The organism is Acidimicrobiales bacterium (assembly GCA_036491125.1).
Lineage (GTDB): Bacteria > Actinomycetota > Acidimicrobiia > Acidimicrobiales > AC-9 > AC-9.
The window spans coordinates 1-22370 of the sequence record DASXCO010000243.1; the positions used below are offsets into that span (position 1 = coordinate 1).

Annotated in this window: 21 protein-coding genes; 17 read left to right on the forward strand and 4 right to left on the reverse strand. The window is 70.4% G+C overall.

Features of this window, described 5'->3' with window-relative positions:
- The coding region (locus VGF64_18585; protein HEY1636767.1) for a hypothetical protein at positions 1–648 on the forward strand (648 nt) is incomplete at its 5' end.
- Positions 649–940: 292 nt separating this feature from the next.
- Here the strand turns inward: VGF64_18585 and VGF64_18590 are convergent.
- Positions 941–1402, reverse strand: coding sequence for an STAS domain-containing protein (locus VGF64_18590; GenBank protein HEY1636768.1), 462 nt, complete (start codon positions 1400–1402; stop codon positions 941–943).
- A 407-nt stretch (positions 1403–1809) separates the two neighbouring features.
- Here VGF64_18590 and VGF64_18595 point away from each other — a divergent pair, with 407 nt between their 5' ends.
- The 9 genes from VGF64_18595 to VGF64_18635 all read left to right on the forward strand — a co-directional run bounded on the left by VGF64_18595 (position 1810) and on the right by VGF64_18635 (position 9725).
- Positions 1810–2157 carry a hypothetical protein gene (locus VGF64_18595; protein HEY1636769.1) on the forward strand — a complete coding sequence of 116 codons (348 nt, stop codon included), beginning with the start codon at positions 1810–1812 and terminating at the stop codon, positions 2155–2157.
- Positions 2158–2342: 185 nt separating this feature from the next.
- Complete coding sequence (dtd, locus tag VGF64_18600; GenBank protein HEY1636770.1) at positions 2343–2789, forward strand: D-aminoacyl-tRNA deacylase; 447 nt, start codon at positions 2343–2345, stop codon at positions 2787–2789.
- Entirely contained in the window at positions 2786–4174 is a 1389-nt protein-coding gene (locus tag VGF64_18605; protein HEY1636771.1) for an aspartate aminotransferase family protein, read from the forward strand. Before dtd ends, VGF64_18605 begins: the two co-directional genes overlap by 4 nt.
- 12 nt (positions 4175–4186) lie before the next feature.
- Entirely contained in the window at positions 4187–5248 is a 1062-nt protein-coding gene (gene hpnA / locus VGF64_18610) for a hopanoid-associated sugar epimerase (GenBank protein ID HEY1636772.1), read from the forward strand.
- Between the two features lie 63 nt (positions 5249–5311).
- Entirely contained in the window at positions 5312–6052 is a 741-nt protein-coding gene (locus tag VGF64_18615) for a hypothetical protein (protein ID HEY1636773.1), read from the forward strand.
- A 195-nt stretch (positions 6053–6247) separates the two neighbouring features.
- Complete coding sequence (locus VGF64_18620; GenBank protein HEY1636774.1) at positions 6248–7081, forward strand: ROK family protein; 834 nt, start codon at positions 6248–6250, stop codon at positions 7079–7081.
- A 67-nt stretch (positions 7082–7148) separates the two neighbouring features.
- Complete coding sequence (gnd, locus tag VGF64_18625) at positions 7149–8162, forward strand: decarboxylating 6-phosphogluconate dehydrogenase (protein ID HEY1636775.1); 1014 nt, start codon at positions 7149–7151, stop codon at positions 8160–8162.
- Between the two features lie 31 nt (positions 8163–8193).
- Positions 8194–8586, forward strand: a complete 393-nt coding sequence (locus VGF64_18630; GenBank protein ID HEY1636776.1) for an OB-fold domain-containing protein — start codon at positions 8194–8196, stop codon at positions 8584–8586.
- Positions 8583–9725, forward strand: coding sequence for a thiolase family protein (locus VGF64_18635; GenBank protein ID HEY1636777.1), 1143 nt, complete (start codon positions 8583–8585; stop codon positions 9723–9725). Before VGF64_18630 ends, VGF64_18635 begins: the two co-directional genes overlap by 4 nt.
- Positions 9726–9750: 25 nt before the next feature.
- Here VGF64_18635 and VGF64_18640 read toward each other — a convergent pair whose 3' ends face one another.
- Both VGF64_18640 and VGF64_18645 read right to left on the reverse strand, forming a co-directional pair.
- Positions 9751–10497: an SDR family NAD(P)-dependent oxidoreductase gene (locus VGF64_18640; GenBank protein HEY1636778.1), complete on the reverse strand. Its 747-nt coding sequence runs from the start codon at positions 10495–10497 to the stop codon at positions 9751–9753.
- A gap of 70 nt (positions 10498–10567) precedes the next feature.
- Positions 10568–12427, reverse strand: a complete 1860-nt coding sequence (locus tag VGF64_18645) for a penicillin-binding transpeptidase domain-containing protein (GenBank protein ID HEY1636779.1) — start codon at positions 12425–12427, stop codon at positions 10568–10570.
- A gap of 207 nt (positions 12428–12634) precedes the next feature.
- Here VGF64_18645 and lon point away from each other — a divergent pair, with 207 nt between their 5' ends.
- Both lon and VGF64_18655 read left to right on the forward strand, forming a co-directional pair.
- On the forward strand, positions 12635–14983 hold the full coding sequence (lon, locus tag VGF64_18650; GenBank protein ID HEY1636780.1) for an endopeptidase La: 2349 nt from the start codon (positions 12635–12637) through the stop codon (positions 14981–14983).
- A gap of 122 nt (positions 14984–15105) precedes the next feature.
- A complete protein-coding gene (locus tag VGF64_18655) occupies positions 15106–16119 on the forward strand; it encodes a hypothetical protein (protein HEY1636781.1) in 1014 nt (337 codons plus the stop codon).
- Here VGF64_18655 and VGF64_18660 read toward each other — a convergent pair.
- Positions 16109–16393 carry a hypothetical protein gene (locus VGF64_18660; protein HEY1636782.1) on the reverse strand — a complete coding sequence of 95 codons (285 nt, stop codon included), beginning with the start codon at positions 16391–16393 and terminating at the stop codon, positions 16109–16111. The genes VGF64_18655 and VGF64_18660 overlap by 11 nt on opposite strands.
- A gap of 29 nt (positions 16394–16422) precedes the next feature.
- Here VGF64_18660 and VGF64_18665 point away from each other — a divergent pair, with 29 nt between their 5' ends.
- The 5 genes from VGF64_18665 to VGF64_18685 all read left to right on the forward strand — a co-directional run bounded on the left by VGF64_18665 (position 16423) and on the right by VGF64_18685 (position 22362).
- The gene (locus VGF64_18665; GenBank protein HEY1636783.1) at positions 16423–17568 is read left to right on the forward strand and encodes an acyl-CoA dehydrogenase family protein; all 1146 of its coding nucleotides are present in this window, start codon (positions 16423–16425) and stop codon (positions 17566–17568) included.
- Positions 17569–17594: 26 nt separating this feature from the next.
- Positions 17595–18557 carry an ATP-binding cassette domain-containing protein gene (locus VGF64_18670; GenBank protein HEY1636784.1) on the forward strand — a complete coding sequence of 321 codons (963 nt, stop codon included), beginning with the start codon at positions 17595–17597 and terminating at the stop codon, positions 18555–18557.
- Positions 18554–19378 carry an ABC transporter permease gene (locus VGF64_18675; GenBank protein HEY1636785.1) on the forward strand — a complete coding sequence of 275 codons (825 nt, stop codon included), beginning with the start codon at positions 18554–18556 and terminating at the stop codon, positions 19376–19378. Before VGF64_18670 ends, VGF64_18675 begins: the two co-directional genes overlap by 4 nt.
- 63 nt (positions 19379–19441) lie before the next feature.
- Complete coding sequence (locus VGF64_18680; protein HEY1636786.1) at positions 19442–21319, forward strand: transketolase; 1878 nt, start codon at positions 19442–19444, stop codon at positions 21317–21319.
- 17 nt (positions 21320–21336) lie between these two features.
- The gene (locus VGF64_18685; protein ID HEY1636787.1) at positions 21337–22362 is read left to right on the forward strand and encodes an MBL fold metallo-hydrolase; all 1026 of its coding nucleotides are present in this window, start codon (positions 21337–21339) and stop codon (positions 22360–22362) included.
- The last annotated feature ends 8 nt before the right edge of the window (positions 22363–22370 follow it).

A 22370-nucleotide genomic window follows, 5' to 3' on the forward strand; every position in this document is an offset into this window, starting at 1 on the left:
GTGGTGGTGCTGGTGGGCGTGATCGGCCTGCTGGCCGGGTTCTCGTTGCCCGGAGTCTTCACCGAGTGGAGGTTGGGGCGCCGCCTGCCGGACGGTGACGCTCCCGATGACACGGCCCGTGGCCGCTCGCGCCGAGTCCGCCGGCGCCGAGTCCGCCCGCACCGAGTCCGCCGGCGAGGCGGCGCCCGTGCGGACCGGGGCGCCGCCGCGAAGGGGCGAGCCATGACGGGTGACTGGGCCGAGCCGCAGAGCGACTTCGACAGGCTGTTCACTTCAGAGGACCGCCTGGAGCTCGAAGCCGCCTTCGCGGAGGCGCACACCGAGGAGCTCGAGCAGCTGCGAGCGTTGGCCTCGGAGGCGGCGGCCAGGCTGAGGAGCTCGGCCGTACCCGTCCACGAGGTCTGTTCGATCGGCGCCGGGCACCGGGCCGAGACACTGCGGGTGCGGTTCGCCGACGGGACCACGGTGGTGCTGTCCTGCCGCGGCTCCTCGGGGTCGTATTGGGTGCAGGCACTACGGCGCCAGATCCTGCTGGGCAGCGTCGTCCTCGACCGGATGACGTTCGGCCTCGCCGGTCCCGTCGTCGTGTTCGGGACGCCAGCCGGAGAGGTGTTCGTGATGGCGGACCTGATCACGATCGGGTCCTAGAGGCGGTCGGGGGCCCGGAACCGGATCACGCCGGCCCCTGAAAACACCAACGGCGCCCTAACGGGCGCCGTTGGTGGAGCGAACCAGGCGGCGGATCCTGGCGCTCTGCGGAACCAGCTTGGCGGGCACTGGTTCCCGGCCAGCTGGACTACCCAAGGGTGTGAGCGCTCAAACAGCGCGTCCCGAAATTGCGGAACAACCGCTGAGCTGGGCGCCGGCATCCCGACCGCGGATCCCTCCTGAGGGTGAGCCCCGGTCACCGTGAGGAAGGACCGCCCCCCACCGAGCGCGGCTACGGCGTCGGGTCGGGCTGCTCCTGCGAGATGTCGTCCTCGTCGAGCTCCGGGACACGATCCCGGGCCCGGGTCGACTCCAGGAGGGCCGACGAGACCTTCGGGAGCGTGTCGGTCAGCGGCATCATCTTGTCGAGCCCCGTGATCTCGAGGGACCGCCGCACCGCGGTGGTCGGCCCGGCCAGCACGAGGCCGCCGCCGGCCTGCTGCAGCCTCTTGTGGGCCACGGCCAGCACGGCCAGCCCGGTCGAGTCCATGAAATAGACGCCGCTGAGATCGACCACGAGGTTCAGCCGGCCCTGCTCGGTCATCTCGGCCAAGGTCGCAGCGAGCCGCGGCGCGGTGGCGCAGTCGACCTCGCCCCACACGAAGACGATCGCCTTGGACTCCTCCACCCAGGTGCCGACCTGAAACCGGGGCAGGACTCGCGCTGCCGGCTCCGTGACCTCGTGATGTCGCACAGTGCGCTGGGACCTCCCAGGCGAGGATGAGACGCCACACGATAGGTCCTGGACGGAGGGCGGGAAAGGGTATGCGGGGTGGTATCGGGGCTTCCCTCCCAGGCGGTACGGGTCGGATGGTCCGCTGGCGCGGAGATTGCCTGTGGATTTCTCGCCCGTTGCTGTGCATATCGACGGTTTCGGGCCTAGCCTTGACGAGCGGGGCGGGAGGAGGAGCCGTGGGGCTGGCGTCTAAGGTGGGTTCGGCGGGGGGCCGGGTAGCTCGTCACCGATCACATCAGCAGCATTCGGCAGGAGCTGGCGGTGAGGGCGACGGCGGCGAGGTGGCGCCATCCGGGCGACGAGAACACCGCCGACGAGGCCTGGTCCCATTTCCGTGGACGCGGACGACAGCCGAAGGAGAGCTTATGGCGGAGCAACAGCAGGCAGTGAAGGTCCTGGGCGAACGCCAGGCCACGGCGCCCGAGCCCGCCCCCACAGGGGAGAAGCACGACGTGCGGGTCTTGAGTGGCGGCGGCGCGGTGGTCCCGAAGCCTCCCACCGTGACGCTCATGGTGCAGGCCGAGGTGGAGGTCGAGACGGATCGGCTGGCTGGGAACGCCCTGACGAGGGAGGAAGCCTCGGCGTATGTCGATCGGGCGCACCCGGCGGTGCAAAAGCTGGCCGCCCAGCTGGTCGACGACGACCCATCCGCTCGGGTCCGGGTGACGGTGGGCCCCTACGTGGTGAACAAGCGCGGCAGTTGGTCCTCCTGACCGAGGGGCACCTCGACCTGGTCTGACGCCATCGGCCTGCCCGAATGGGGTTGCCGGGCGATCGCGCCGGTCCCTAGCCTTCCCGCGGCTCTACCAGTGGGGTGGGCGCCGCGTTTGCGCTGGGTTCTGTTTCGGTCGGCCTGACCGGCATCGGCGCTCTCGGTCGCACTCGAGGAGGTTGCTGGATGCGAGCGCTGGTGCAGCGGGTCCGCCGGGCCCGGGTCGTCGTGGGAACCGAGGTCTTGGGGGAGATCGGTCCAGGACTGTGTGTGCTGGTGGGTGTCACCCACTCCGATGACGAAGCCACGGCCCGCCGACTGGCCGAGAAGGTCTGGTATCTGCGTATCCTCGGAACTGACGGGCAGATGGACCGGTCACTGGCCGACATCGGCGGTTCAGTGCTAGTGGTCAGCCAGTTCACGCTGTACGGCGACGTGTCTCGCGGACGACGACCGTCCTGGGCCGGTGCCGCACCCGCAGATCGGGCCGAACCGCTGGTGACCGCCTTCGGCCAGGCCCTCGTGGGTCTGGGGGCGAACGTGGAGACGGGCACGTTCGGCGCCATGATGGATGTCGAGCTCGTCAACCACGGTCCGGTGACGATGTTGCTCGAAGTGGAGGGTTGCGGATGACGTTCGACCTGCGGGCCACGGTGGCTGAGCGAAGGGGAGAGGACTTCCGCCTGCACTCGGCGCACCTCAACCCGCAGATGGTCAAGGTGCTCCGCACCATCGGCTTCGATCGCTTCTACGAGCGGGGCGAGGGGTGTTATCTCTTCGACCGGGACGGCGCCCGCTACCTCGACCTCCTCGCCGGGTTCGGTGTCTTCGCCCTGGGAAGGTCGCATCCCGTGTTGAAGCAGGCGCTCCACGACGCCCTCGACGCCGACCTCGCCAACCTGGTGCAGATGGACTGCTCGCTGCTGTCGGGTCTGTTGGCCGAAGCGCTGCTCGACCGGGTCCCCGCTCAGGTTGACCGCTGTTTCTTCACCAGCAGCGGGGCCGAAGCGGTGGAGGGTGCCATCAAGTTCGCCCGCCGGGCGACGGGTCGAACGCGGATCATCTACTGCGACCACGCCTTCCACGGGCTGACCAACGGCGCCCTGTCGGTGAACGGGGGGAGCGAGTTTCGTGAAGGGTTCGGGCCCCTGCTGCCCGGCTGTGTCGAGGTGCCCTTCGGGGATGCCGACGCCCTGGACGCCGAGCTCGCCAAGGGTGACGTGGCCGCCTTCATCGTCGAGCCGATACAGGGAAAGGGAGTGCATCTTGCGCCCGACGGGTACCTCGCTCGGGCCCGGGAAGCGTGCTCGCGCCACGGAGCCCTGCTCGTGATCGACGAGGTGCAGACCGGCCTCGGTCGCACGGGCAGGTTCCTGGCCCTGGAGCATTGGGAGGCGCAGCCGGACATGATCACCGTGGCGAAGGCGCTCTCAGGTGGCTACATGCCCGTGGGGGCGCTCCTCTGCCGAGCTGACATCTTCGACAGCGTCTTCGATCACATGGAGCGGGCCGTCGTGCACAGCTCGACGTTCGGGGAGAACGAGCTGGCCATGGTGGCCGGTCTGGCCACGCTTCGTGTCCTCGACGACGAGCGCCTGGTGGAGCGGGCCGACGCGACCGGTGAGGCGTTCATGTCGGCGCTCGAGCCGATGGTCGAGAAGTTCGAGTTGGTGCGGGCCGTGCGCGGCAAGGGCCTGATGATCGGCATCGAGTTCGGTGAACCCCGGTCACTCGGGCTGCGATCGAACTGGCGGATGATGGAGCGGCTGAGGCCCGGCCTGTTCACGCAGATGATCGTCGTGCCGATGCTCCACCGCCACCGCATCCTCACCCAGGTGGCCGGGGACAACATGAACATCCTCAAGATCCTTCCTCCGCTGGTGGCGGGGCAGGAGGAGGTCGACCACTTCGTCGACGCGTTCCAGGACGTAGTGGCCGACGCGCATCGCTATCGCGGACTGGTGTGGGATTTCGGACGGACGGTCGCCAAGAGCGCGCTCAAGCGCGAGACGGTCTGAGCATCCGGCCCCATGACGAGCCCGCTCGGCGACTCCGACCCGGTCTGTGTCACCGGTGCCACCGGCTTCATCGGGTCGGCCATCGTCAGGGCGCTCGCGGGGCGTGGCTGTGCGGTGCGGGCGATGGTCGAGCCTGCCGTCGACCAGGCCAACCTCGAGAAGCTCGACGTCGAGGTGGTCGAGGCTGACGTGCGCGATGGCGATGCCGTTCGTCGGGCCCTCACGGGCATCCGCGTCGTGTTCCACACCGCGGCGCTCTACCGGTTCTGGGCGCGGCGGCCCGAGCTCTTCTACGAAGTCAACGTCGGCGGCACGCGCAACGTGCTGGCAGCGGCGGCGTCATCGGGGTCCGGGGTTGTCTACACCAGCACTGTGGGCACGATCGGGCTGCGAGCAGACGGAGCGCCAGCCGACGAGGATGTCGTGGCCGACATCGAGCACCTGTTCGGCAGCTACAAGCGGTCGAAGTACGTCGCCGAGCACGAGACCCTGCGCCATGCTGCTGCCGGCCTACCTGTCGTCATCACCCATCCGACCTTCCCCCTCGGCGAGGGCGATCGGGCGCCGACCCCAACGGGCCAGCTGATCGTGGACTTCCTGAACGGCCGCATTCCCGCCTACGTGCACACGGCGCTCAACGTTGTCGACGTCGACGATCTCGCCGCGGGCCACCTCCTGGCGGCGGAGCGGGGCCGGTCGGGACGCAGCTACATCCTCGGCGGCGAGAACATGGAGCTGGTCGACATCCTGGGCGTGCTGGCCGACCACACCGGCCTGCCCCGGCCTCGGGGGAGGGTTCCCGCCCTGGCTGCCCTCGGCGCCGGGCGCGCCAGCGAGCTGGTCCAGGGTCGGCTGCTCCATCGGTCGCCGGCGATCCCGATGGAAGCGGCGCGCATGTCCACCACCCGGATGGTCTTCGACGACTCGCGGTCCCGCCGGGAGCTGGGCTATACCAGCGCTGCAGCCGCGGAGGCCATCCGCCGGTCCGCCGACTGGTACGTGGCCGAGGGCTACGTCCGACCCGAGCGCCTTCGGCGCATGTCATCGACCCCGGGCCCGGACAGCCAGCCCTAAGGGGAAGCGGGGACAGCAGCCATCGACCGACTGGTCGCCACGGGACTCGGGTAAGGGGCGACGGTGGATCGGCATGTCGGCTCCGCCCGCCCGTCGCGGCGCAGGCGAGTCACGCTCGCGGCGCTGGCCGCGGTGGTGGTGATCGTGCTCGGGCTGGGCGCGGTGGTGATCGTGCTGACCTCCCACCGCAAGGTGCTGCTGATCGGCGACTCGATCATGCAGTCGGCGGGGCCCGCTGCGACCGGCGAACTTCAGCGCCAGGGCTTCCAGGTCCAGGTGGCGGCCTACTTCGGGACGGGCCTGCTGGATACGAGGTTCGACTGGTTGGCGCTGATGCGCCGGCTGGTCTCGCAATACCATCCCGACATCGTGGTGGTCGAGTTCGTCGGCAACTACGGCACGTTCGGGACGCGGCCCGGTATCGCCGACATGACCCCACAGTTCTACGCCGCCTGGGCGGTGGCGGCGCAGCAGGCGACCGACATCCTCAGCTCGGACCACGCCCAGGTGTACTGGGTGTTGGGACCGCCGATGGCGAAGCAGGCGATGGAGCAGAAGCTCACCGCCCTGGACATGATCTACATGGCCCTCCAGGCGCCGCGCTCACCCGCCCACCGGCCGCTCTTCGTCGACGAGGTCAAGCCGTTCGTCGACGCCCAGGGCCGGTACCAGGCGTCGACCGTGGGCCCGGACGGCGGACAGGTCCCGCTGCGCTTGCCTGACGGGCTGCACCTCGCCGCCCCGACGGGCACGCAACGCTTCGCCGACGCCATCACCGCCGCGATCACGGCCAACGACGGCTGACCCGTCGTGCTCCTGGCGGCTACGCCGCCCCGGGCGGGCCCAATCCCCGTCTCCCCTCTGCTGCTCGATATAGGTCGGGGGGCGCCAACCCCGCTGCCCGCCATGAGTCGACAGGATCGACATCTTCCGACATGGACCGGTGGACACGAGACACAATGGCTCCGCCCGCCTTCGTCAGGTCAGGAGGCCCTCTGCATGGCGGCCGACCGCAGCTCCAAGCGCACCGCCCGGAAGCAGCCCGCCCGGGCGACGACCGCCAAGAAGAAGGCGCCGGCCCGGACGACCGCGGCCAAGAAGCTGGCGACCTTGGCAATCGACGTGGGCGGCACCGGCCTCAAGGCCTCCGTCCTCGATCAGTCCGGGGGGATGGAGGTGGACCGGGTCCGGGTGGCGACCTCCTATCCCTGCCCGCCCACCAAGCTCGTCGAGACGCTACGGCGCCTTGTCGAGCCGCTGCCGGGCTACGACAGGGTGTCCGCGGGCTTCCCGGGCATGGTCCGCGACGGCCGTGTGCTGTCGGCCCCACACTTCATCACCGTGTCGGGTCCGGAGTCCGAGACGGTGCCCGATCTGGTCGAGGCGTGGAGCGGGTTCGATCTCGCTGCGGCGCTGGAGGCCGCGCTCGGCAAGCCCACCAAGGTGGTCAACGACGCCGACCTCCAGGGCGCCGCGGTGGTGAAGGGGAAGGGGCTCGAGCTGGTGGTGACCCTGGGCACCGGCGTCGGCACCGGGCTGTTCTTCCACGGCCGGCTGACGCCACATATGGAGCTCGCCCATCACCCGCTGCACAAGAAAGAGGCCTACGACGAGTACCTCGGCAACGACGCCCGGAAGCGTATCGGCGACAAGAAGTGGAACAAGCGGGTCGAGAGGGCCGTCGAGACCCTCGATGCCTTGTTCTTCTACGACCACGTCTACATCGGAGGCGGGAACTCGAAGCGCATCACCGGTGACCTGGGCCCCAAGGTCACCATCGTCGACAACTCGGCGGGCATTCTCGGAGGGATCAAGCTCTGGGACCGGCACTAGCCTCTGAGGTGGCGAGCGGGACCCGCTCGAACATTCGGCGGGCCAACGGAGAGGGAGGGATCGGCGTATGCAGCTCGGAATGATCGGCCTCGGCCGCATGGGGGCCAACCTCGTGCGCAGGCTCATGCGGGGCGGCCAGGAGTGCGTGGTCTATGACCGCAATCCGCCGAAGGTGAAGGATCTCGACGAAGCGGGCGCAACGGGAAGCTCCTCCCTCGACGATCTGGTCGCCAAGATGGCACCCCCCCGAGCGGCGTGGGTCATGGTGCCCGCTGCCGGCACGGGCAAGATGGTGTCGGATCTGGCCGAGAAGATGGACCCGGGGGACATCATCATCGACGGCGGCAACTCCTACTATCGCGACGACATCGACCGGGCCAAGACCCTCGGGGCCAAAGGCATCCACTACGTGGACGTAGGCACGAGCGGCGGCGTGTTCGGGCTGGAGCGCGGTTTCTGCCTCATGATCGGCGGCGAGGCCGAGGTGGTCCGCCACCTCGATCCGATCTTCGCCACCATCGCTCCGGGGGCGGGCTCGATCGAGCGGACACCCGGGCGCACGGGGAAGCACTCCACCTCTGAGAACGGCTACCTCCACTGCGGGCCGAACGGCGCCGGCCACTTTGTCAAGATGGTCCACAACGGCATCGAGTACGGGATCATGGCCGCCTACGCCGAGGGCCTCGCCGTCCTTCGTCGCGCCAACATCGGCGACGACAAGGAGGTCTCGGACGCCGAGACCACGCCTCTGCGGGATCCTCAGTACTACCGCTACGACATCGACACCACCGAAGTGGCCGAGGTGTGGCGCCGGGGGAGCGTGGTGGCGTCGTGGCTCCTGGATCTGACCGCCTCCGCCCTGCGTGCCGACCCGGCCTTGTCGAGCTTCACCGGTCGGGTGTCCGACTCGGGAGAAGGGCGCTGGACGTCCATGGCTGCGATCGACGAGGGCGTCCCCGCTCACGTCCTCACCACCGCGTTGTACGAACGCTTCAGCTCGAGGGGCGAGGGCGACTTCGCCGACCGGATACTGTCGGCCATGCGCAAGGAGTTCGGAGGACACGACGAGCGATCCGGCTGAGGTCAGCGACGAGTCCCGCACCGCGATCCCGGTGCGGGACGGCCTGTTCACGATGGCGACGGATGGCTCTGCCCGCCTGCTCGGAGGATGGTGCGGTACCTGCGGTGAGCGCCACTTTCCGTCGACCGCTTCCTGCCCCTACTGCTCGGCGGAGGACGTCACGGAGGCTCCGCTGTCGCCGACGGGCACGCTGTGGTCCTGGACGGCTGTGACGGCCCCGCCGCCCGGCTATGGCGGCGAGGTCCCGTTCGGCTTCGGCGTGGTGGAGCTCCCTGAGCGGATCCGGGTCATCACCCGGATCACCGAGGCCGACCCGGCGCGCCTGCGCCGGGGCCAGGTCATGCGACTCGAGATCGTCCCCCTCCACCGCGGTGAGGACGATCGGCCCGTGGTCACCTACGCGTTCGGGCCCGACGAGCGGTGAGCGCGGCCGACGTCGAGATCGCAGGTGTCGGGATCCATCCCTTCGGGCGGTTCGACGCCAAGTCGGTGACAGAGATGGGCGTGGCCGCCGTGCGGGCGAGCATGGCCGAGGCGGGCGTGGGCCGGGGCGGGTTCCAGGCCGCCTTCTGCGGGACCGCGTACGGAGGGGTGGCCGCCGGTCACAAGGTGCTCGATGCACTCGGTATGACGGGCATGCCGATCTTCGACGTGGAGGCCGGCTGCGCCAGCGGCGCCGCAGCACTGATCCTCGCGGCTGACGCGATCCGCGCCGGCCAGCACGACACCGCCCTGGTGTACGGCATCGAGAAGATGCCACGGGGCATCATCCGATCGTCGTTCTTCGAGCCCTGGCGCGAGGAGGCGGGTCTGGCGGCGACGCCCGCCTATTTCGCCCTGCGGGCCCAGCGCCTGATGCACGAGTCCGGCGTGACGCTGGACCATCTCGCCCAGGTCGTGGTGAAGAACCGCCGCCACGGGGTCGAGAACCCGGCTGCCATGTTCCGTCGAGCAGTGAGCGCCGAGGAGGTGCTTGCCTCGCGGGTCGTGTGTGAGCCGCTGCGACTGTGGATGCTGTGCTCTCCCAACGAGGGCGCGGCCGCGGTCGTGCTGCGGCGGTCGGCCGGCCGCTCCGGCCGGCCCGTCAAGGTGGTCGCGGCCGTTCTGCGATCGCACCTCCCGGGCAACGTGTTGAGCGAGGCGACGCCGATGTCAGGGCGGGTCGACGACAGCATCCCGCCCCCGACGACCCTGGCTGCTCGAGCCGCGTACGAGACAGCAGGGCTGGGTCCGTCGGATCTGGACGTCGTGGAGTGCCAGGACACCGACGCGGCTCGGGAGCTCCTCTCCTACGAGGAGCTCGGGCTCTGCCCCCGGGGTGACGCCGGCAAGACGGTCGAGGACGGGGCGACGGAGATGGACGGGCGGCTGCCGGTGAACCCGAGTGGGGGCCTCCTGTCGAAGGGCGAGCCGCTGGGCGCGTCGGCGCTGGGCCAGGTCGTCGAGCTCACACTTCAGCTGCGCGGCGACGCCGGGCCTCGCCAGGTGCAAGGGGCGAGGACGGGGCTGGCCCACACCGTCGGCCGGGGCGCCAACGCATCGGTCGTCCTGTTGAACCGGTAGTCGACGCAGCCGGGAGGGGCGCCTGCTACCTGGGCAGGCGTTCGGCCGGGTCGATCGGGCTCCAGAGCGAGACGCCCCCGTCAGCGGCCACGACCTGGCCGGTGACCCAGTCCAGCCCGACGAGGGCGGTCACCGCCTCGGCCACCGCTTGGGGCGATCCCAGCCCGCCCAAGGGAGTGCGTCCGACCACCTGCTCCTCGTAGCCCGGCAGGCGGCGGGCGGCGTCGAACATCGGCGTGTCCGTCGTGCCTGGGGCCACCGCGTTGACCCGTATCCGGGCGGGGCCCAGCTCCCTCGCGGCCACCCGCACGAGGGCCGCCACGCCGGCCTTCGACACGCAGTAGTGCGCCATGAGGCGGTCGGCCAGGAAGCCCGACACCGATGTGATGGCCACGACGGCCCCGCCCCGCTCGGTCCGACGCATGGCGCGGGCGGCTTCCCGCAGACACAAGAACGTGCCCCGGAGGTTGACGCGCTGCACCCGGTCCCATTCGGAGCTCGACATGTCGGCGACGGCGGACATGCCGCCCACACCCGCCGCCAGCACGGCGACGTGCAGGCCGCCGAGCGCTCGGTCTGCGTGGGCCACGGCGTCGACGACCTGGTCCTCCTCGGCCACGTCACACGCCAACGCCAGGTCGCCGTCGCCGGCATCGGCCTGGAGGTCGAGCACGGCCACCCGGCTGCCGGCGTGCTGCAGCCGCTGCACCACTGCAGCGCCGATCCCACTCGAGCCGCCCGTGACGAGCGCAGCGCGCCCGTTCAGGTCCACGGGGCAGCGTACCGCTGCGCCGGCCGACGGCAGGGGGGCGGAGTGGGGGCCCGACCCGGGGCCCTGCCGCTCAGCCGGTCGCCTGCAGGAAGCGGGCGGCAATGGGCGCGGCCACCGCGCCTCCGACGCCACCGCCCTCCACGAGCACGGCGAAGGCGACGTCGCCGCGGTAGCCGATGAACCAGGCGTGGGTTTGGGGGGGCTGACCCGAGCCGAACTCCGCCGTGCCCGTCTTGCCGAAGACAGGCGGGCCAGGCACGTTGGCCGCTGTCCCGGTCCCTCCCGTGACCACTCCTCGCATGAGCTGGGCGAGCGTTCCTGCCGCGCCCGCTGGCAGGGGCGGCACGGCCTGGCCGGGTGGCGGCGAGGGAGTGCTCGGGTCGGTGACGAGGACGGGCGGCCGCCAGGTGCCGGCGTCGATGGCGCCCGCCGCCGCCGCCATGGCCACCGGGCTGGCGAGGACGCGACCCTGGCCGATGGCATCGGCGGCCAGCTCGGTCGGATCGGTGGTCGTCGGGATCTGCCCGGTGAAGGCGGGGACCGGGAGTTTCCAGCCCGTGCCGATGCCGAGGGAGCGCCCCGCGCTCTGGAGCTGATCGGCGTTGAGGCGCGACGCCAACCCGATGAACGCGGTGTTGCACGATTGAGCGAAGTCGACCGAGAAGGGAACGGTTCCCGAGGTCTCTCCCTCGAAGTTGGTGAAGGTCTTGCCCCCGACGTTGACGCTGGGCGGGCAGGCGGCGGGGGTGTCCGGTGTTACTCCCGTGGGGATGAGGGCGGTGGTGGTGACGATCTTGAACGACGAGCCTGGTGGGTACTGCCCGCTGAGGGCGCGATCGAAGGAAGAGTCGGCGGGCGTGTTGGCGACCGCGAGGAGCTGGCCCGTCGAAGGCTGGACGGCGACGAGGGCGGCCGGGTTCGCCGTGCTGGCCAGGGCGGCCTCGGCGGCGGTCTGGAAGCGCTGGTCCAAGGTGGTGCGGACGGCCTGACCCGCCTGTCCGGTGACCGAGAACGCGGTCCTGACCGCCTGGCCCTGGGCGTCGAGCACCACCACTGAGCCGGACGGCGTCCCCGCCAGTTGGTGCTGGTAGGCCAGCTCGAGGCCGGAGAGACCGACGTCGTCGGCGGCCTCGAAGCCGGGTCCGGCCTGCTTGAGGGCGTCGGCCGTGGCCTGCCCGATCTGGCCCAGCACGGCCCGGCCGAAGGTTGGCGTGGGCGGCAGGTTCTCGGTCTTCTGCTGGAAGGACAGGCCGGGGATCGGGAAGAGGACGGGCTTGGCCCGGGCGTAGTCGGCCTGGCGCAGGGTGATGACGGGGATGAACTGGTCGGGCTTGGCCGCGGCAAGGAGCTGCTGGACGCGGGCCGGGTCCGTCCCCGTCGTGGCCTGGAGAGCGGCGATGGCGGCGGCGGGGTTGGTGAGCTTCCCCGGCACCACGCCGACGGTGACGACGGGGGTCGGCAGCACCAGCGGAGCGCCGGTCCGGTCGAGGAGCGGGGCCCTGGAGGGGAGTGTCCTCGTCCGTCCGAGTCGCTGCCCTGCTCCGAGCCCGGGGTAGATGTTCGAGGGCGCCCAGGCGACGACCCAGTGGCCGCCGGCGGCCTGCCGGAGGGCAAGCCGACCCTGGTACCTCCACACTCCGAGGCCGGTCAGGGTCAGGGCCGCCGAGAAGTTGGCGCCCGATCCGCTCACGCTGCCCAGGCGCAGCTGGGCGTGGGTGATCTGGAGGTCGTTCGTCACCTGCTGGAGGTCGGCGACGGCCCGGTCCGGCGCACCAGTGCGACCCGCGGCCGCCTGGAGGTTGCCCGCCGACCAGTCCGACAGAAAGGCGCTGGCCGTCGGGGCCCCCGAGGATCCCGAGGAACAGCTGGTGAGCAGGACGGCGGCCACCGTCACCGCGCACACCAGGGAAGCAGCAGTCCGGCGCGGCACGGCCCGAGACGATACCTCTCTGCGGCTTCGCCGCCGAAGCGCGCCTGAACGCCGCGAGAACGGCAGAAAACGATCGTCCCCGGCGTTTCACCAGGGGATAGGGGCCTGCGCGGTCCGATGCCCGATTTGGTCGGGTTCTGGCGGGAAGAAATGTGCAGACCTGTAATGTTGTAAGACTTCGAACCAAGGAGTTCATAGGAGTCCAACATGCCGACCACCGAACCAAACACCGTGAGCTTGCCGCTACTGCCCATCGAGGTGGGCGTCGTGCTGCCCCAGATGGTGGTGACTCTCGCCCCCGACACGGACGAGGCCAAGCAGGCGATCCAGGCTGCGTCGACCGCCGATGGGCTCCTGCTGCTCGTGCCCCGGATCGACGGCCGTTACGCCAAGGTCGGGACCGTGTCCCGGGTGGACGAAGTGGGTCAGCTGCCCAACGGGCAGCAGGCCGTCCTGTTGCGAGGCCTCTCCCGTGCCGTCGTCGGCACCGGCGTGGCCGGCACCAGCCCCGGGCTGTGGGTCCAGGCCGAGCGCATCGAGGACCCCACCGTCGCCACCGGCGGTCTGGCCGAGCTGGCGCGCGAGCTGCGGGGCGTCGTGAGCGCCCTGGCCGAGCGCCGTCGCTCGCGGCGGCTGCCCGAGGCGCTCGCCAGCGCCACGGAGCCCGGAGCCCTGGCTGACGCCATCATCGGCGGCTGGACCGATTTTCCCGTGGCCCGCGCCGTCGAGGTCCTCGAGACCCTGGACGTCGAGGAGCGCGTGCGCAAGGTGCTGGGCTGGGCGCGCGATGCCCTGGCCGAGCACGAGGTGGCCGACCAGATCCGGACCGACGTGGCCGAGGGGATGGAGCGGACCCAGCGCGAGTTCCTGCTCCGTCAGCAGCTGGCCGCCATCCGCAAGGAGCTGGGCGAGCTTGGCGACGCCGAGGGGCCGGTGGCCGAGTACCGGGCCAAGGTCGAAGCGGCCAACCTGCCCGCCGACGTGCGGACCGCCATCGAGAAGGAGATCGAGCGCCTCGAGCGGACCAGCGAGCAGAACCCCGAGGGTGGCTGGATCCGCACGTGGCTGGACACTGTCCTGGACGTGCCCTGGGGGGTGCGCTCCGAGGACCGCCTGGACGTCGAGGAGGCCAGAGAGGTCCTCGACGCCGACCACACAGGTCTGTCCGACGTGAAGGACCGCATCATCGAGTACCTCGCCGTGCGCAAGCTGCGGGCCGACCGCGGCCTGAGCGAGGACGACCGGCGCGGGGCCGGGGCCATCGTGGCCCTGGTCGGTCCGCCGGGCGTGGGGAAGACCTCCCTGGGCGAGTCGGTGGCCAGGTCCATGGGACGGAAGTTCGTCCGCGTCGCCCTCGGTGGGGTGCACGACGAGGCCGAGATCCGCGGCCACCGCCGCACCTACGTCGGCGCCGCCGCCGGGCGCATCGTGCGGGCCATCCGGGAGGCCGGGACCATGAACCCGGTGCTTCTGTTGGACGAGGTCGACAAGATCGGCGCCGACTGGCGCGGCGATCCTTCCTCGGCCCTGCTCGAGGTCCTGGATCCGGCCCAGAACCACACCTTCCGGGACCACTACCTGGAGGTCGACCTGGACCTGTCCGACGTGGTCTTCCTGGCCACGGCGAACGTCTCCGAGACGATCCCGGGTCCCCTGCTGGACCGCATGGAGCTGGTCCGGCTGGACGGCTACACCGAGGACGAGAAGGTCTCCATCGGTCGGGATCATCTGCTGGCCCGCCAGCTTCGGCGAAACGGGCTGGTGCCCGACGACGTCACCGTGACCGAGGACGCCCTGCGTGCCGTCGTCTCCGACTACACCCGGGAAGCGGGGGTCCGCAGCCTGGAGCGGGAGCTGGGCAAGCTCCTGCGAAAGGTCGCCACCGCAATCGCCTCCGACTCCCGCTCGACCCCAGTGGTCGTCGACGGTGGCGACGTCGCCACCTACCTCGGCCGGCCGCGCTTCTTTGCCGAGGCCGCGGAGCGCACCTCGGTGCCTGGCGTGGCCACCGGGCTCGCCGTCACCGGCGCGGGTGGAGACGTGCTGTTCATCGAGGCCTCCTCGATGGAGGGCGAGGGGCTGGTCCTGACCGGCCAGCTCGGCGACGTCATGAAGGAGTCGGTCGAGATCGCCCTGTCGTACGTGCGGTCGCACGCCGATGCCCTCGGTGTGTCACCTGACGCCACCAAGCGTCGCTTCCATGTGCACGTGCCGGCCGGTGCCGTTCCCAAGGACGGTCCGTCGGCGGGCGTGACCATGACGACCGCGTTGACGAGCCTGCTGACCGGGCGTTCGGTCCGGTCGACTGTGGGAATGACCGGAGAGGTCACCCTGCAGGGCAAGGTGCTGCCGATCGGAGGCGTGAAGCAGAAGGTGCTCGCTGCCCACCGAGCCGGTCTGACCGAGGTCGTCCTTCCCGCCCGGAACGGCGGGGATCTGGACGACGTGCCCCAAGCCGTGCGGGACCAGCTGTCGTTCCACCTGGCGGACAACGTCGCCGACGTGCTCGCCGTGGCCCTGGAGCCCGCCGCCGCGGAAGTGCAGGCAGCGGCGTAACCCCTGTGTCCCCTACACGGGGGCGGGGAGTGTGACAATACTTCCCCCATATGGTGCTCATCGGCTCCGAACGCGAGCATCCTTCCCCTCCGCCACGCCGGCGGCTGCGGCGCCTCTGGTTCGTGCCGGTGGTAGTCGTGGTCGTCGCCGTGGGGGCGGTGACGGCCGTCCTGGCCAGCTCCGGCACATCGGGTCCAGAGCGGTCGTCACGTACCGCGAGCGCGCAGCCGGGCACGGTGGCACGTTCGCCGTCCGGCCGGGAGACGACGACGCTGCCGCCGCCCCCTCCGCCGCCTCCACCGCCGGCCGACGCCCGTCCCCTCGTCAGTCCGCCCCTTCCCGGCGAGGGGCATTGGATGCCGGCCGGTCGCCTCGCCGTATGGGCGCCCGGCGGCCGCCCGGCAGGGACCGCCCCGGTCGTGTACACCACCACGCTCCGCCCGGGTGGCGGCTCGGCGCCGACGGGGCTGGCCTTCATCAACACCCAGCTGACCAAGACCGTGCTCTACGCCGGCACCGATGAGCCCTCCGGCGCCTGGCCCGCTCAAGGGGCGATCGACCCGAGCGTCCGCCCGCAGCTGGTGGCGGCCTTCAACTCCGGGTTCCGCTTCGGGACCGGGTCGGGAGGGTGGTACACGGCGGGCCGAGCGGCCCTGCCGCTCCAGGACGGCTACGCCTCGCTGGTGATCCACGCCGACGGCTCGGCGACGGTGGGGCAATGGGGCCGGGATGCGACCCTCGCGCCCGACGTGGTCTCCGTCAGGCAGAACCTGCATCTTCTGGTGGACGGCGGCGCGCCCGCCAACCTCGGTTCCAGCTGGGGAGCCACGCTCGGAGGCGGCAGCAACGTGTGGCGGTCAGCGGTCGGCGTCGATGCGAACGGCAACCTGATCTACGCGGCCGGGCCGGCGCTCGATCCCGCCGGGCTGGCGAACGTCCTCGTGGCCGCGGGCTGCGTTCGGGCCATGGAGCTCGACATCAACCCACAGTGGGTCAGCCTCTCGACCTACGCTCCCGCCCCTCTCGCCCCGCCCGACCAGGTGCAGGGGACCCCGCTCCTCGGGGGCATGAACTACGGCCCGACCCACTGGCTCGAGCCGAGCTCCCGGGACTTCATCGCCGTCTTCACCCGCTGAGGGAGAGCCGCCGGCGCAGCTCGGCGTCATACTCGCCGAAATAGCGGGGGATGACGTCGAGGGAGAACTCCGAGAGGATGGAGGTGGGCGGCTCCCGCTCGAGCAGGAACTCCATCGACTGCCGCACGATCACCTCCGGGTCCACCGCGCCCAGCTCGGGATCGTCGGCGATGGACGCCGGCACCGTCACCTGGTGCGTGGTCGAGGTCCGGCCCTGGTCGAGCCGCACCGAGAAGCGCCCCGACCCCGTCGGCGTAATCGAGATGTCGGTCATGAGCCGAGCATGGCACGCTAGCTGTCGCCATGAACTTCTCCGCTGAGCACCAGCTGTTCCGCAAGACGGTGAGGGACTTCGTGGAGCGGGAGATCGAACCCCACGTCGACGGGTGGGAGCGGGAGGGGGCATTTCCCGCCCACGAGCTGTTTCCGAAGCTGGGTGCGCTCGGATTGCTCGGGCTGGAGTACGACCCGAGCTATGGCGGGCAGGGGGCCGATCACTCCTACACGGTCGTCGCCGGCGAGGAGCTGGGGCGCATCGGCTGCGGCGGGGTGCCGATGGCGATCAGCGTGCAGACCAACATGGCCACGCCGTCGTTGCACCGCTTCGGGACCGATGAGCTGAAGCGGCGCTACCTCGCCCCGGCCATCAAGGGAGAGATGGTGACGTCGATCGCCGTCACCGAGTCGGACGCCGGCTCCGACGTTGCCGCCCTGCGCACCCGGGCCGAGCGCGACGGCGATGAGTGGGTGATCAACGGGAACAAGCTCTACATCACCAACGGCGCCCAGGCCGACTGGGTGTGCCTGCTGGCGAGGACCTCGGGAGAGGGTGGGTACCGGGGCATGTCCCAGATCGTGGTCCCGACCAACCTTCCCGGGTTCACCGTCAGCCGCAAGCTCGAGAAGCTCGGAAACTGGTCGTCGGACACGGCCGAGCTGTCGTTCGAGGACCTGCGGGTGCCCGTCGCCAACACGATCGGAGAGGTCGGGCAGGGCTTCCAGCAGCAGATGGCCCAGTTCCAGAATGAGCGCATGATCGCTGCATACCAGGCTGTCGGGGGCGCCGAGCGGGCCCTCGAGCGCACCGCCGACTACCTGAGGCACCGGGTCGTCTTCGACCAGCCGCTGCTGGCCAACCAGCACGTGCAGTTCACACTGGCCGAGCTGGCCGCCGAGCTGGACATGGCCCGCCACTACAACTACGCCTGCGCCGAGGCGTACCTGCGGGGGGAGGACACGACCCGCTACGCCACCATCGCCAAGCTGGCGACGGGTCGGCTCATCCGCAGGGTCGCCGACACGTGCATCCAGTACCACGGTGGAGTCGGCTACATGGAGGAGACGTGGACGTCGCGTTACTTCCGTGATTCCCGCCTGCTGTCCATCGGCGGGGGAGCCGACGAGGTGATGCTGCGCATCCTGGCCCGTCTCGACGGGCTGGAGACGTGAGGTCGGTGGGGAGCTGACGTCACCCGATGGCTGAGCCGGCCGTCCTGGCCGAGAAGATCGAGCGCTCCTTCGGGGAGGTCCAGGCGGTCGCCGGGGTCGATCTCTCGGTGCCTCGGGGCCAGATCTACGGCTTCCTGGGGCCGAACGGTGCCGGGAAGTCCACGCTGGTGCGGATGCTGTGCACCCTGCTCCTCCCGACCGCGGGAAGGGCGCGCGTGGCGGGCTACGACGTGGCCGCGGAGCCCCAGGCGGTGCGGCTTCGGATCGGCGTCGCCTTGCAGGAGGCCGCCCTCGACGATCGTCAGACGGGCCGGGAGCTCCTCCGACTCCAGGGTCGCCTCTATGGGCTGCACGCATCGGAGATCGACCGTCGTCTCGACGACGTGCTGCGCATGGTCGACATCGGGTCGGCCATCGACCGTCGGGTCGGGACGTACTCGGGAGGCATGAAGCGCCGGCTGGATGTGGCCGCCGCCCTGGTGCACAACCCCGAGATCATCTTTCTGGACGAGCCAACCACCGGCCTCGACCCGGCCAGTCGCGTCGCGGTCTGGCGCGAGATCCGAAAGCTCAACGTCGAGCGGGGCACCACCATCTTCCTGACGACCCAGTACCTCGAGGAGGCCGACGAGCTCGCCGACCGCGTCGGCATCATCTCCGACGGCCAGATGGTGGCTGAAGGCACGCCGGACGAGCTCAAGCGCTCCATCGGGGACGATCTCATCGTCGCTCGGGTCGACGGCACCGACGAAGAGGTCGCGAAGTCGCTCGATGGGGTGCCGGGAGTCCACCACGTGTCAGTCCGCGATGGTGAGGTGACGGTGCGGGCTCCCGACGGCGCGGCGGCCATCAGTCCCGTCGCCGTGGCCCTCAGCCACAGCCGGCTCCACGTCCACAGCCTCACCCTGCGCACGCCCACCCTCGATGACGTGTTCCTGGAGCTGACCGGGGGCCACATCGAGCACCTGGAGCCAGAGGAGGGCCAGTGACAACCATCAGTCCGGCGCCGAGTTCCACCGCCGACCCCGGCGACGACATACAAGGCCGCGAGGTGGGCTTCTTGTGGGACCTGATCGTGGTGGCGGGCCGGGCGCTGCGCCAGATACCCCGGGATCCGGAGTCCCTGATCCCGGCCCTCATCGTCCCCGTGTTCTTCTTCACCGTGAACCTGGGGTCGCTCCAGAAGGTGACCCGCCAAGCCGCGGGTATCGACCTCAAGGCTTTCTTGTTGCCGGTCGCCATCGTCTTCGCTGTCACCGGCATCTCGCGGGCTTCGTCGCTGGTGACCGACATCCAGGGCGGCTACTTCGACCGCCTGTGCATGACGCCGGTCCGTCGCCTGGCCCTGCTGCTCGGCCTGATGGTCGCGGACTTCACGCTCGTGGTCGCGCTCACCATCCCCGTCCTGATCGTCGGCTTCGCCGTCGGGGTCAACTTCGTGACAGGCGTCGCAGGCGTGATCGCCTTCGTGCTCATCGCGGCTCTGTGGGGCCTGGTCTTCACCGGCTTCCCCTACGCCATCGCCCTCAAGACGGGCAACCCGGCTGCGGTGAACTCCAGTTTCGTGTTGTTCTTCCCGCTCGCCTTCCTGACGACCACGTTCGTTCCCAGACAGGCGTTGTCCGGTTGGCTGTCCACCATCGCGACGTACAACCCGGTCACCTACCTGCTCGCTGGGATGCGCTCGCTGACCTCGGTCGGGTGGGACGGCAGCGCGCTGGGCCAGGCCGTGGTCGCCGTCGCCGCCGTCGGCGTGCTCAGCATGAGCCTGGCCCTCGCCGCCCTTCGAGGCAGGGTACGCCGCGGCTGACCCCGACTAACCTGGCGATCGAGCGCCTGGAACGGGCCAGGCCCCGACCCCGGGGGAGACGAGATGGCTCGAACGACGACCGGCGAGAAGCTCGACAGCGACCAGCTGGACTTCGTGGCCGACCTCGGACAACAGCTGCGCGTCGACGCCATCCGCTGCAGCACGCACGCCGGGTCGGGCCACCCGACCTCGAGCATGTCGGCTGCGGACCTGATGGCGGTCCTCCTCGCTCGGCATCTTCGCTACGACTGGAACGACCCGAAGGCGCCCAACAACGACCACCTCATCTTCTCCAAGGGCCACGCCTCACCGCTCCTGTACTCCATGTTCAAGGCGGCAGGAGTCGTCAGCGACGAGGAGCTGGTGACGACCTACCGCCAGTTCGGGGCCCGCCTGGAGGGACATCCCACCCCCGAGCTCCCATGGGTGGACGTCGCCACCGGATCGCTCGGACAGGGGCTCCCCGACGGCGTCGGGGTCGCGCTCGCTGGTCGTTACCTGGACGAGCTGCCGTTCCACGTATGGGTGCTGTGTGGTGACAGCGAGCTGGCGGAGGGCTCGATCTGGGAAGCGCTCGACAAGGCCGCGCACTACGGCCTCTCGAACCTGACCGCCGTGTTCGACGTGAACCGCCTGGGTCAGCGGGGCCCGACCGAGTTCGGGTGGGAGCTGGATGCCTACCGCCGGCGTGTGGAGGCCTTCGGGTGCACGGCGCTGGTGATCGATGGGCACGACGACGTCGAGATCGACGAGGCCCTCGGGGCCGCGCGCGAGACCGACCGCCCCACGGTGATCGTGGCTCGCACCGTGAAAGGCAAGGGCTTCTCCGAGATCGAGAACAAGGAGGGATGGCACGGGCGCGCCCTGCCCGAGGACATGGCCGAGCGGGCCATCGCCGAGCTGGGTGGCGAGCGCAGCCTGCGGGCCGACGGGCCCCTCCCGGAGCGCCTCCAGAGCGCCATCGCCCACCCCGCCAATGTCACCGTGGAGCTGCCTCGCTACGACAAGACCGACAAGGTGGCCACCCGCAAGGCCTACGGCGATGCCCTGGTCGCCCTCGGTGCCCACCCCGATGTCGTCGCCCTCGACGGCGAGGTGAGCAACTCGACGCATGCTGACGAGTTCAAGAAGGCCTACCCCGACCGCTTCTTCGAGATGTTCATCGCCGAGCAGCAGATGGTGGCGGCCGCGGTCGGTCTCAGCGTGCGGGGCTACAGGCCCTTCGCGTCGACGTTCGCCGCGTTCTTCTCACGCGCCTACGACTTCGTCCGGATGGCGGCGATCTCGCGGGCCAACATCCGCCTGTCCGGATCTCACGCCGGTTCGGAGATCGGCCCCGACGGGCCGTCGCAGATGGCTCTGGAGGACCTGGCCGCCATGCGGGCGGTCAGCGGGTCCACCGTGCTCTACCCGAGTGACCCGGTGTCGACCGCGCACCTGGTCGGCCTCATGGCCGACACCGACGGCGTGGTGTACATCCGCACCACCAGAGGCGCGTACCCCGTTGTCTACGGTCCCGACGATCAGTTCGCCATCGGTGGCTCCAAGATCGTTCGTCGTCACGACGACGACGCAGTGGCGCTCATCGGCGCCGGGGTCACGTTGCACGCCTGCCTCGAGGCGGCCGGCACGCTGGAGGAGGCCGGCGTCAAGGCTCGGGTCATCGACCTCTACTCGGTGAAGCCGGTCGACATTGACACGTTGCGCGAGGCGGCCCGGGACACCTCCGGCCGTCTGCTCGTGGTCGAGGACCACTATCGCGAGGGCGGGCTCGGCGCCGCCGTCATGGAGGCGCTGTCCGATGAGCCCCGACCACCCCGCATCGCCCATCTGGCCGTCCGGGGCACACCGGGCTCCGGCACCCCCGCAGAGCTGATGGACTGGGCCGGCATCTCGGCGCGCCACGTGGTCGAGGCCGCTCGGCGACTGGTCGCGGGCTGAGCGGGCTGAGCGGTTCAGTGTCGGTCACCGCCGCCCGCTCGGTCGGGCCCCTGCCTCCGGTCGAGCGGGTGAGGCCGGGGGTCTGGAGCATCCCCGTCCCCATTCCGAACAACCCCCTGCGCTACGTCCTCGTCTACCTCTTCGAGACCGACGCCGGACCCTTCATCGTCGACGCCGGCTGGAACACCGACGACGCCTTCGACACGCTGGCTGCCGGGCTGTCCCAGGCCGGCACCGACGTGACCCAGGTCCAGGGCGTGCTCGTCACCCACATCCACCCCGACCACTACGGGCTGGCCGGGCGGGTCCGCGACGCGTCGGGTGCCTGGGTCGCACTGCACCCCGCGGACGCCAAGCTGATCCAGGACCGCTATGTCGAGCCGGATGACCTGCTGGCGCGGGTCGGAACGATGTTGCGGCGGGTGGGCGCCCCGGCCGACGAGCTGGCGTCGCTGCAGCGGGCGTCGATGCCGGTCCTGCCGTTCGTCACCGCCGTGGAGCCGGACGTGCTGATGGAAGACGGCACCAGGCCCGAGGTCCCGGGCTGGGACCTCCTCGCCATCTGGACGCCGGGCCATTCGCCCGGGCACCTCTGCTTCTACGAGCCTCGGTACGAGCTGATGCTGTCTGGTGATCACGTGCTGCCGCGCATCACCCCGAACATCCCGTTCCACCCGCAGGCGGGGGCCGATCCGCTCGGCGACTTCCTGACTTCCCTGGATCGGGTGGCCGGCTTTCCGACCGCCGAGGTGCTGCCCGCCCACGAGCATCGGTTCGTGGGGCTGCCGGAGCGAGTGGCGGAGCTGCGAGCGCACCACGAGCAACGCTTCGCCGAGGTGGTGGCTGCGGTGCAGCGGGGCGTCACCTCGGCCTGGGACATCGCCTCCCAGATGACCTGGTCCCGCCCGTGGAACAGGATCGATGGCTTCATGCGTCGAGCCGCGGTGGGCGAGGCCATGGCCCACCTGCGGGCGCTTCAGGCCCGAGGTGTGCTCCGGGAGGTCAACGGCGAGCCGGCGCGATGGGAGCTGGTCGAGGGCTGAGCCTGGTC

What these genes read in the sequence shown, in the direction of transcription:
- gnd (HEY1636775.1), top strand. Translation starts at nt 7,149, where the DNA reads ATGCAGCTCGGAATGATCGGCCTCGGCCGCATGGGGGCCAACCTCGTG.
- VGF64_18660 (HEY1636782.1), bottom strand. Translation starts at nt 16,393, where the DNA reads ATGACCGACATCTCGATTACGCCGACGGGGTCGGGGCGCTTCTCGGTG.
- hpnA (HEY1636772.1), top strand. Translation starts at nt 4,187, where the DNA reads ATGACGAGCCCGCTCGGCGACTCCGACCCGGTCTGTGTCACCGGTGCC.
- lon (HEY1636780.1), top strand. Translation starts at nt 12,635, where the DNA reads ATGCCGACCACCGAACCAAACACCGTGAGCTTGCCGCTACTGCCCATC.
- VGF64_18665 (HEY1636783.1), top strand. Translation starts at nt 16,423, where the DNA reads ATGAACTTCTCCGCTGAGCACCAGCTGTTCCGCAAGACGGTGAGGGAC.
- VGF64_18620 (HEY1636774.1), top strand. Translation starts at nt 6,248, where the DNA reads ATGGCGGCCGACCGCAGCTCCAAGCGCACCGCCCGGAAGCAGCCCGCC.
- VGF64_18605 (HEY1636771.1), top strand. Translation starts at nt 2,786, where the DNA reads ATGACGTTCGACCTGCGGGCCACGGTGGCTGAGCGAAGGGGAGAGGAC.
- VGF64_18595 (HEY1636769.1), top strand. Translation starts at nt 1,810, where the DNA reads ATGGCGGAGCAACAGCAGGCAGTGAAGGTCCTGGGCGAACGCCAGGCC.
- dtd (HEY1636770.1), top strand. Translation starts at nt 2,343, where the DNA reads ATGCGAGCGCTGGTGCAGCGGGTCCGCCGGGCCCGGGTCGTCGTGGGA.
- VGF64_18680 (HEY1636786.1), top strand. Translation starts at nt 19,442, where the DNA reads ATGGCTCGAACGACGACCGGCGAGAAGCTCGACAGCGACCAGCTGGAC.
- VGF64_18670 (HEY1636784.1), top strand. Translation starts at nt 17,595, where the DNA reads ATGGCTGAGCCGGCCGTCCTGGCCGAGAAGATCGAGCGCTCCTTCGGG.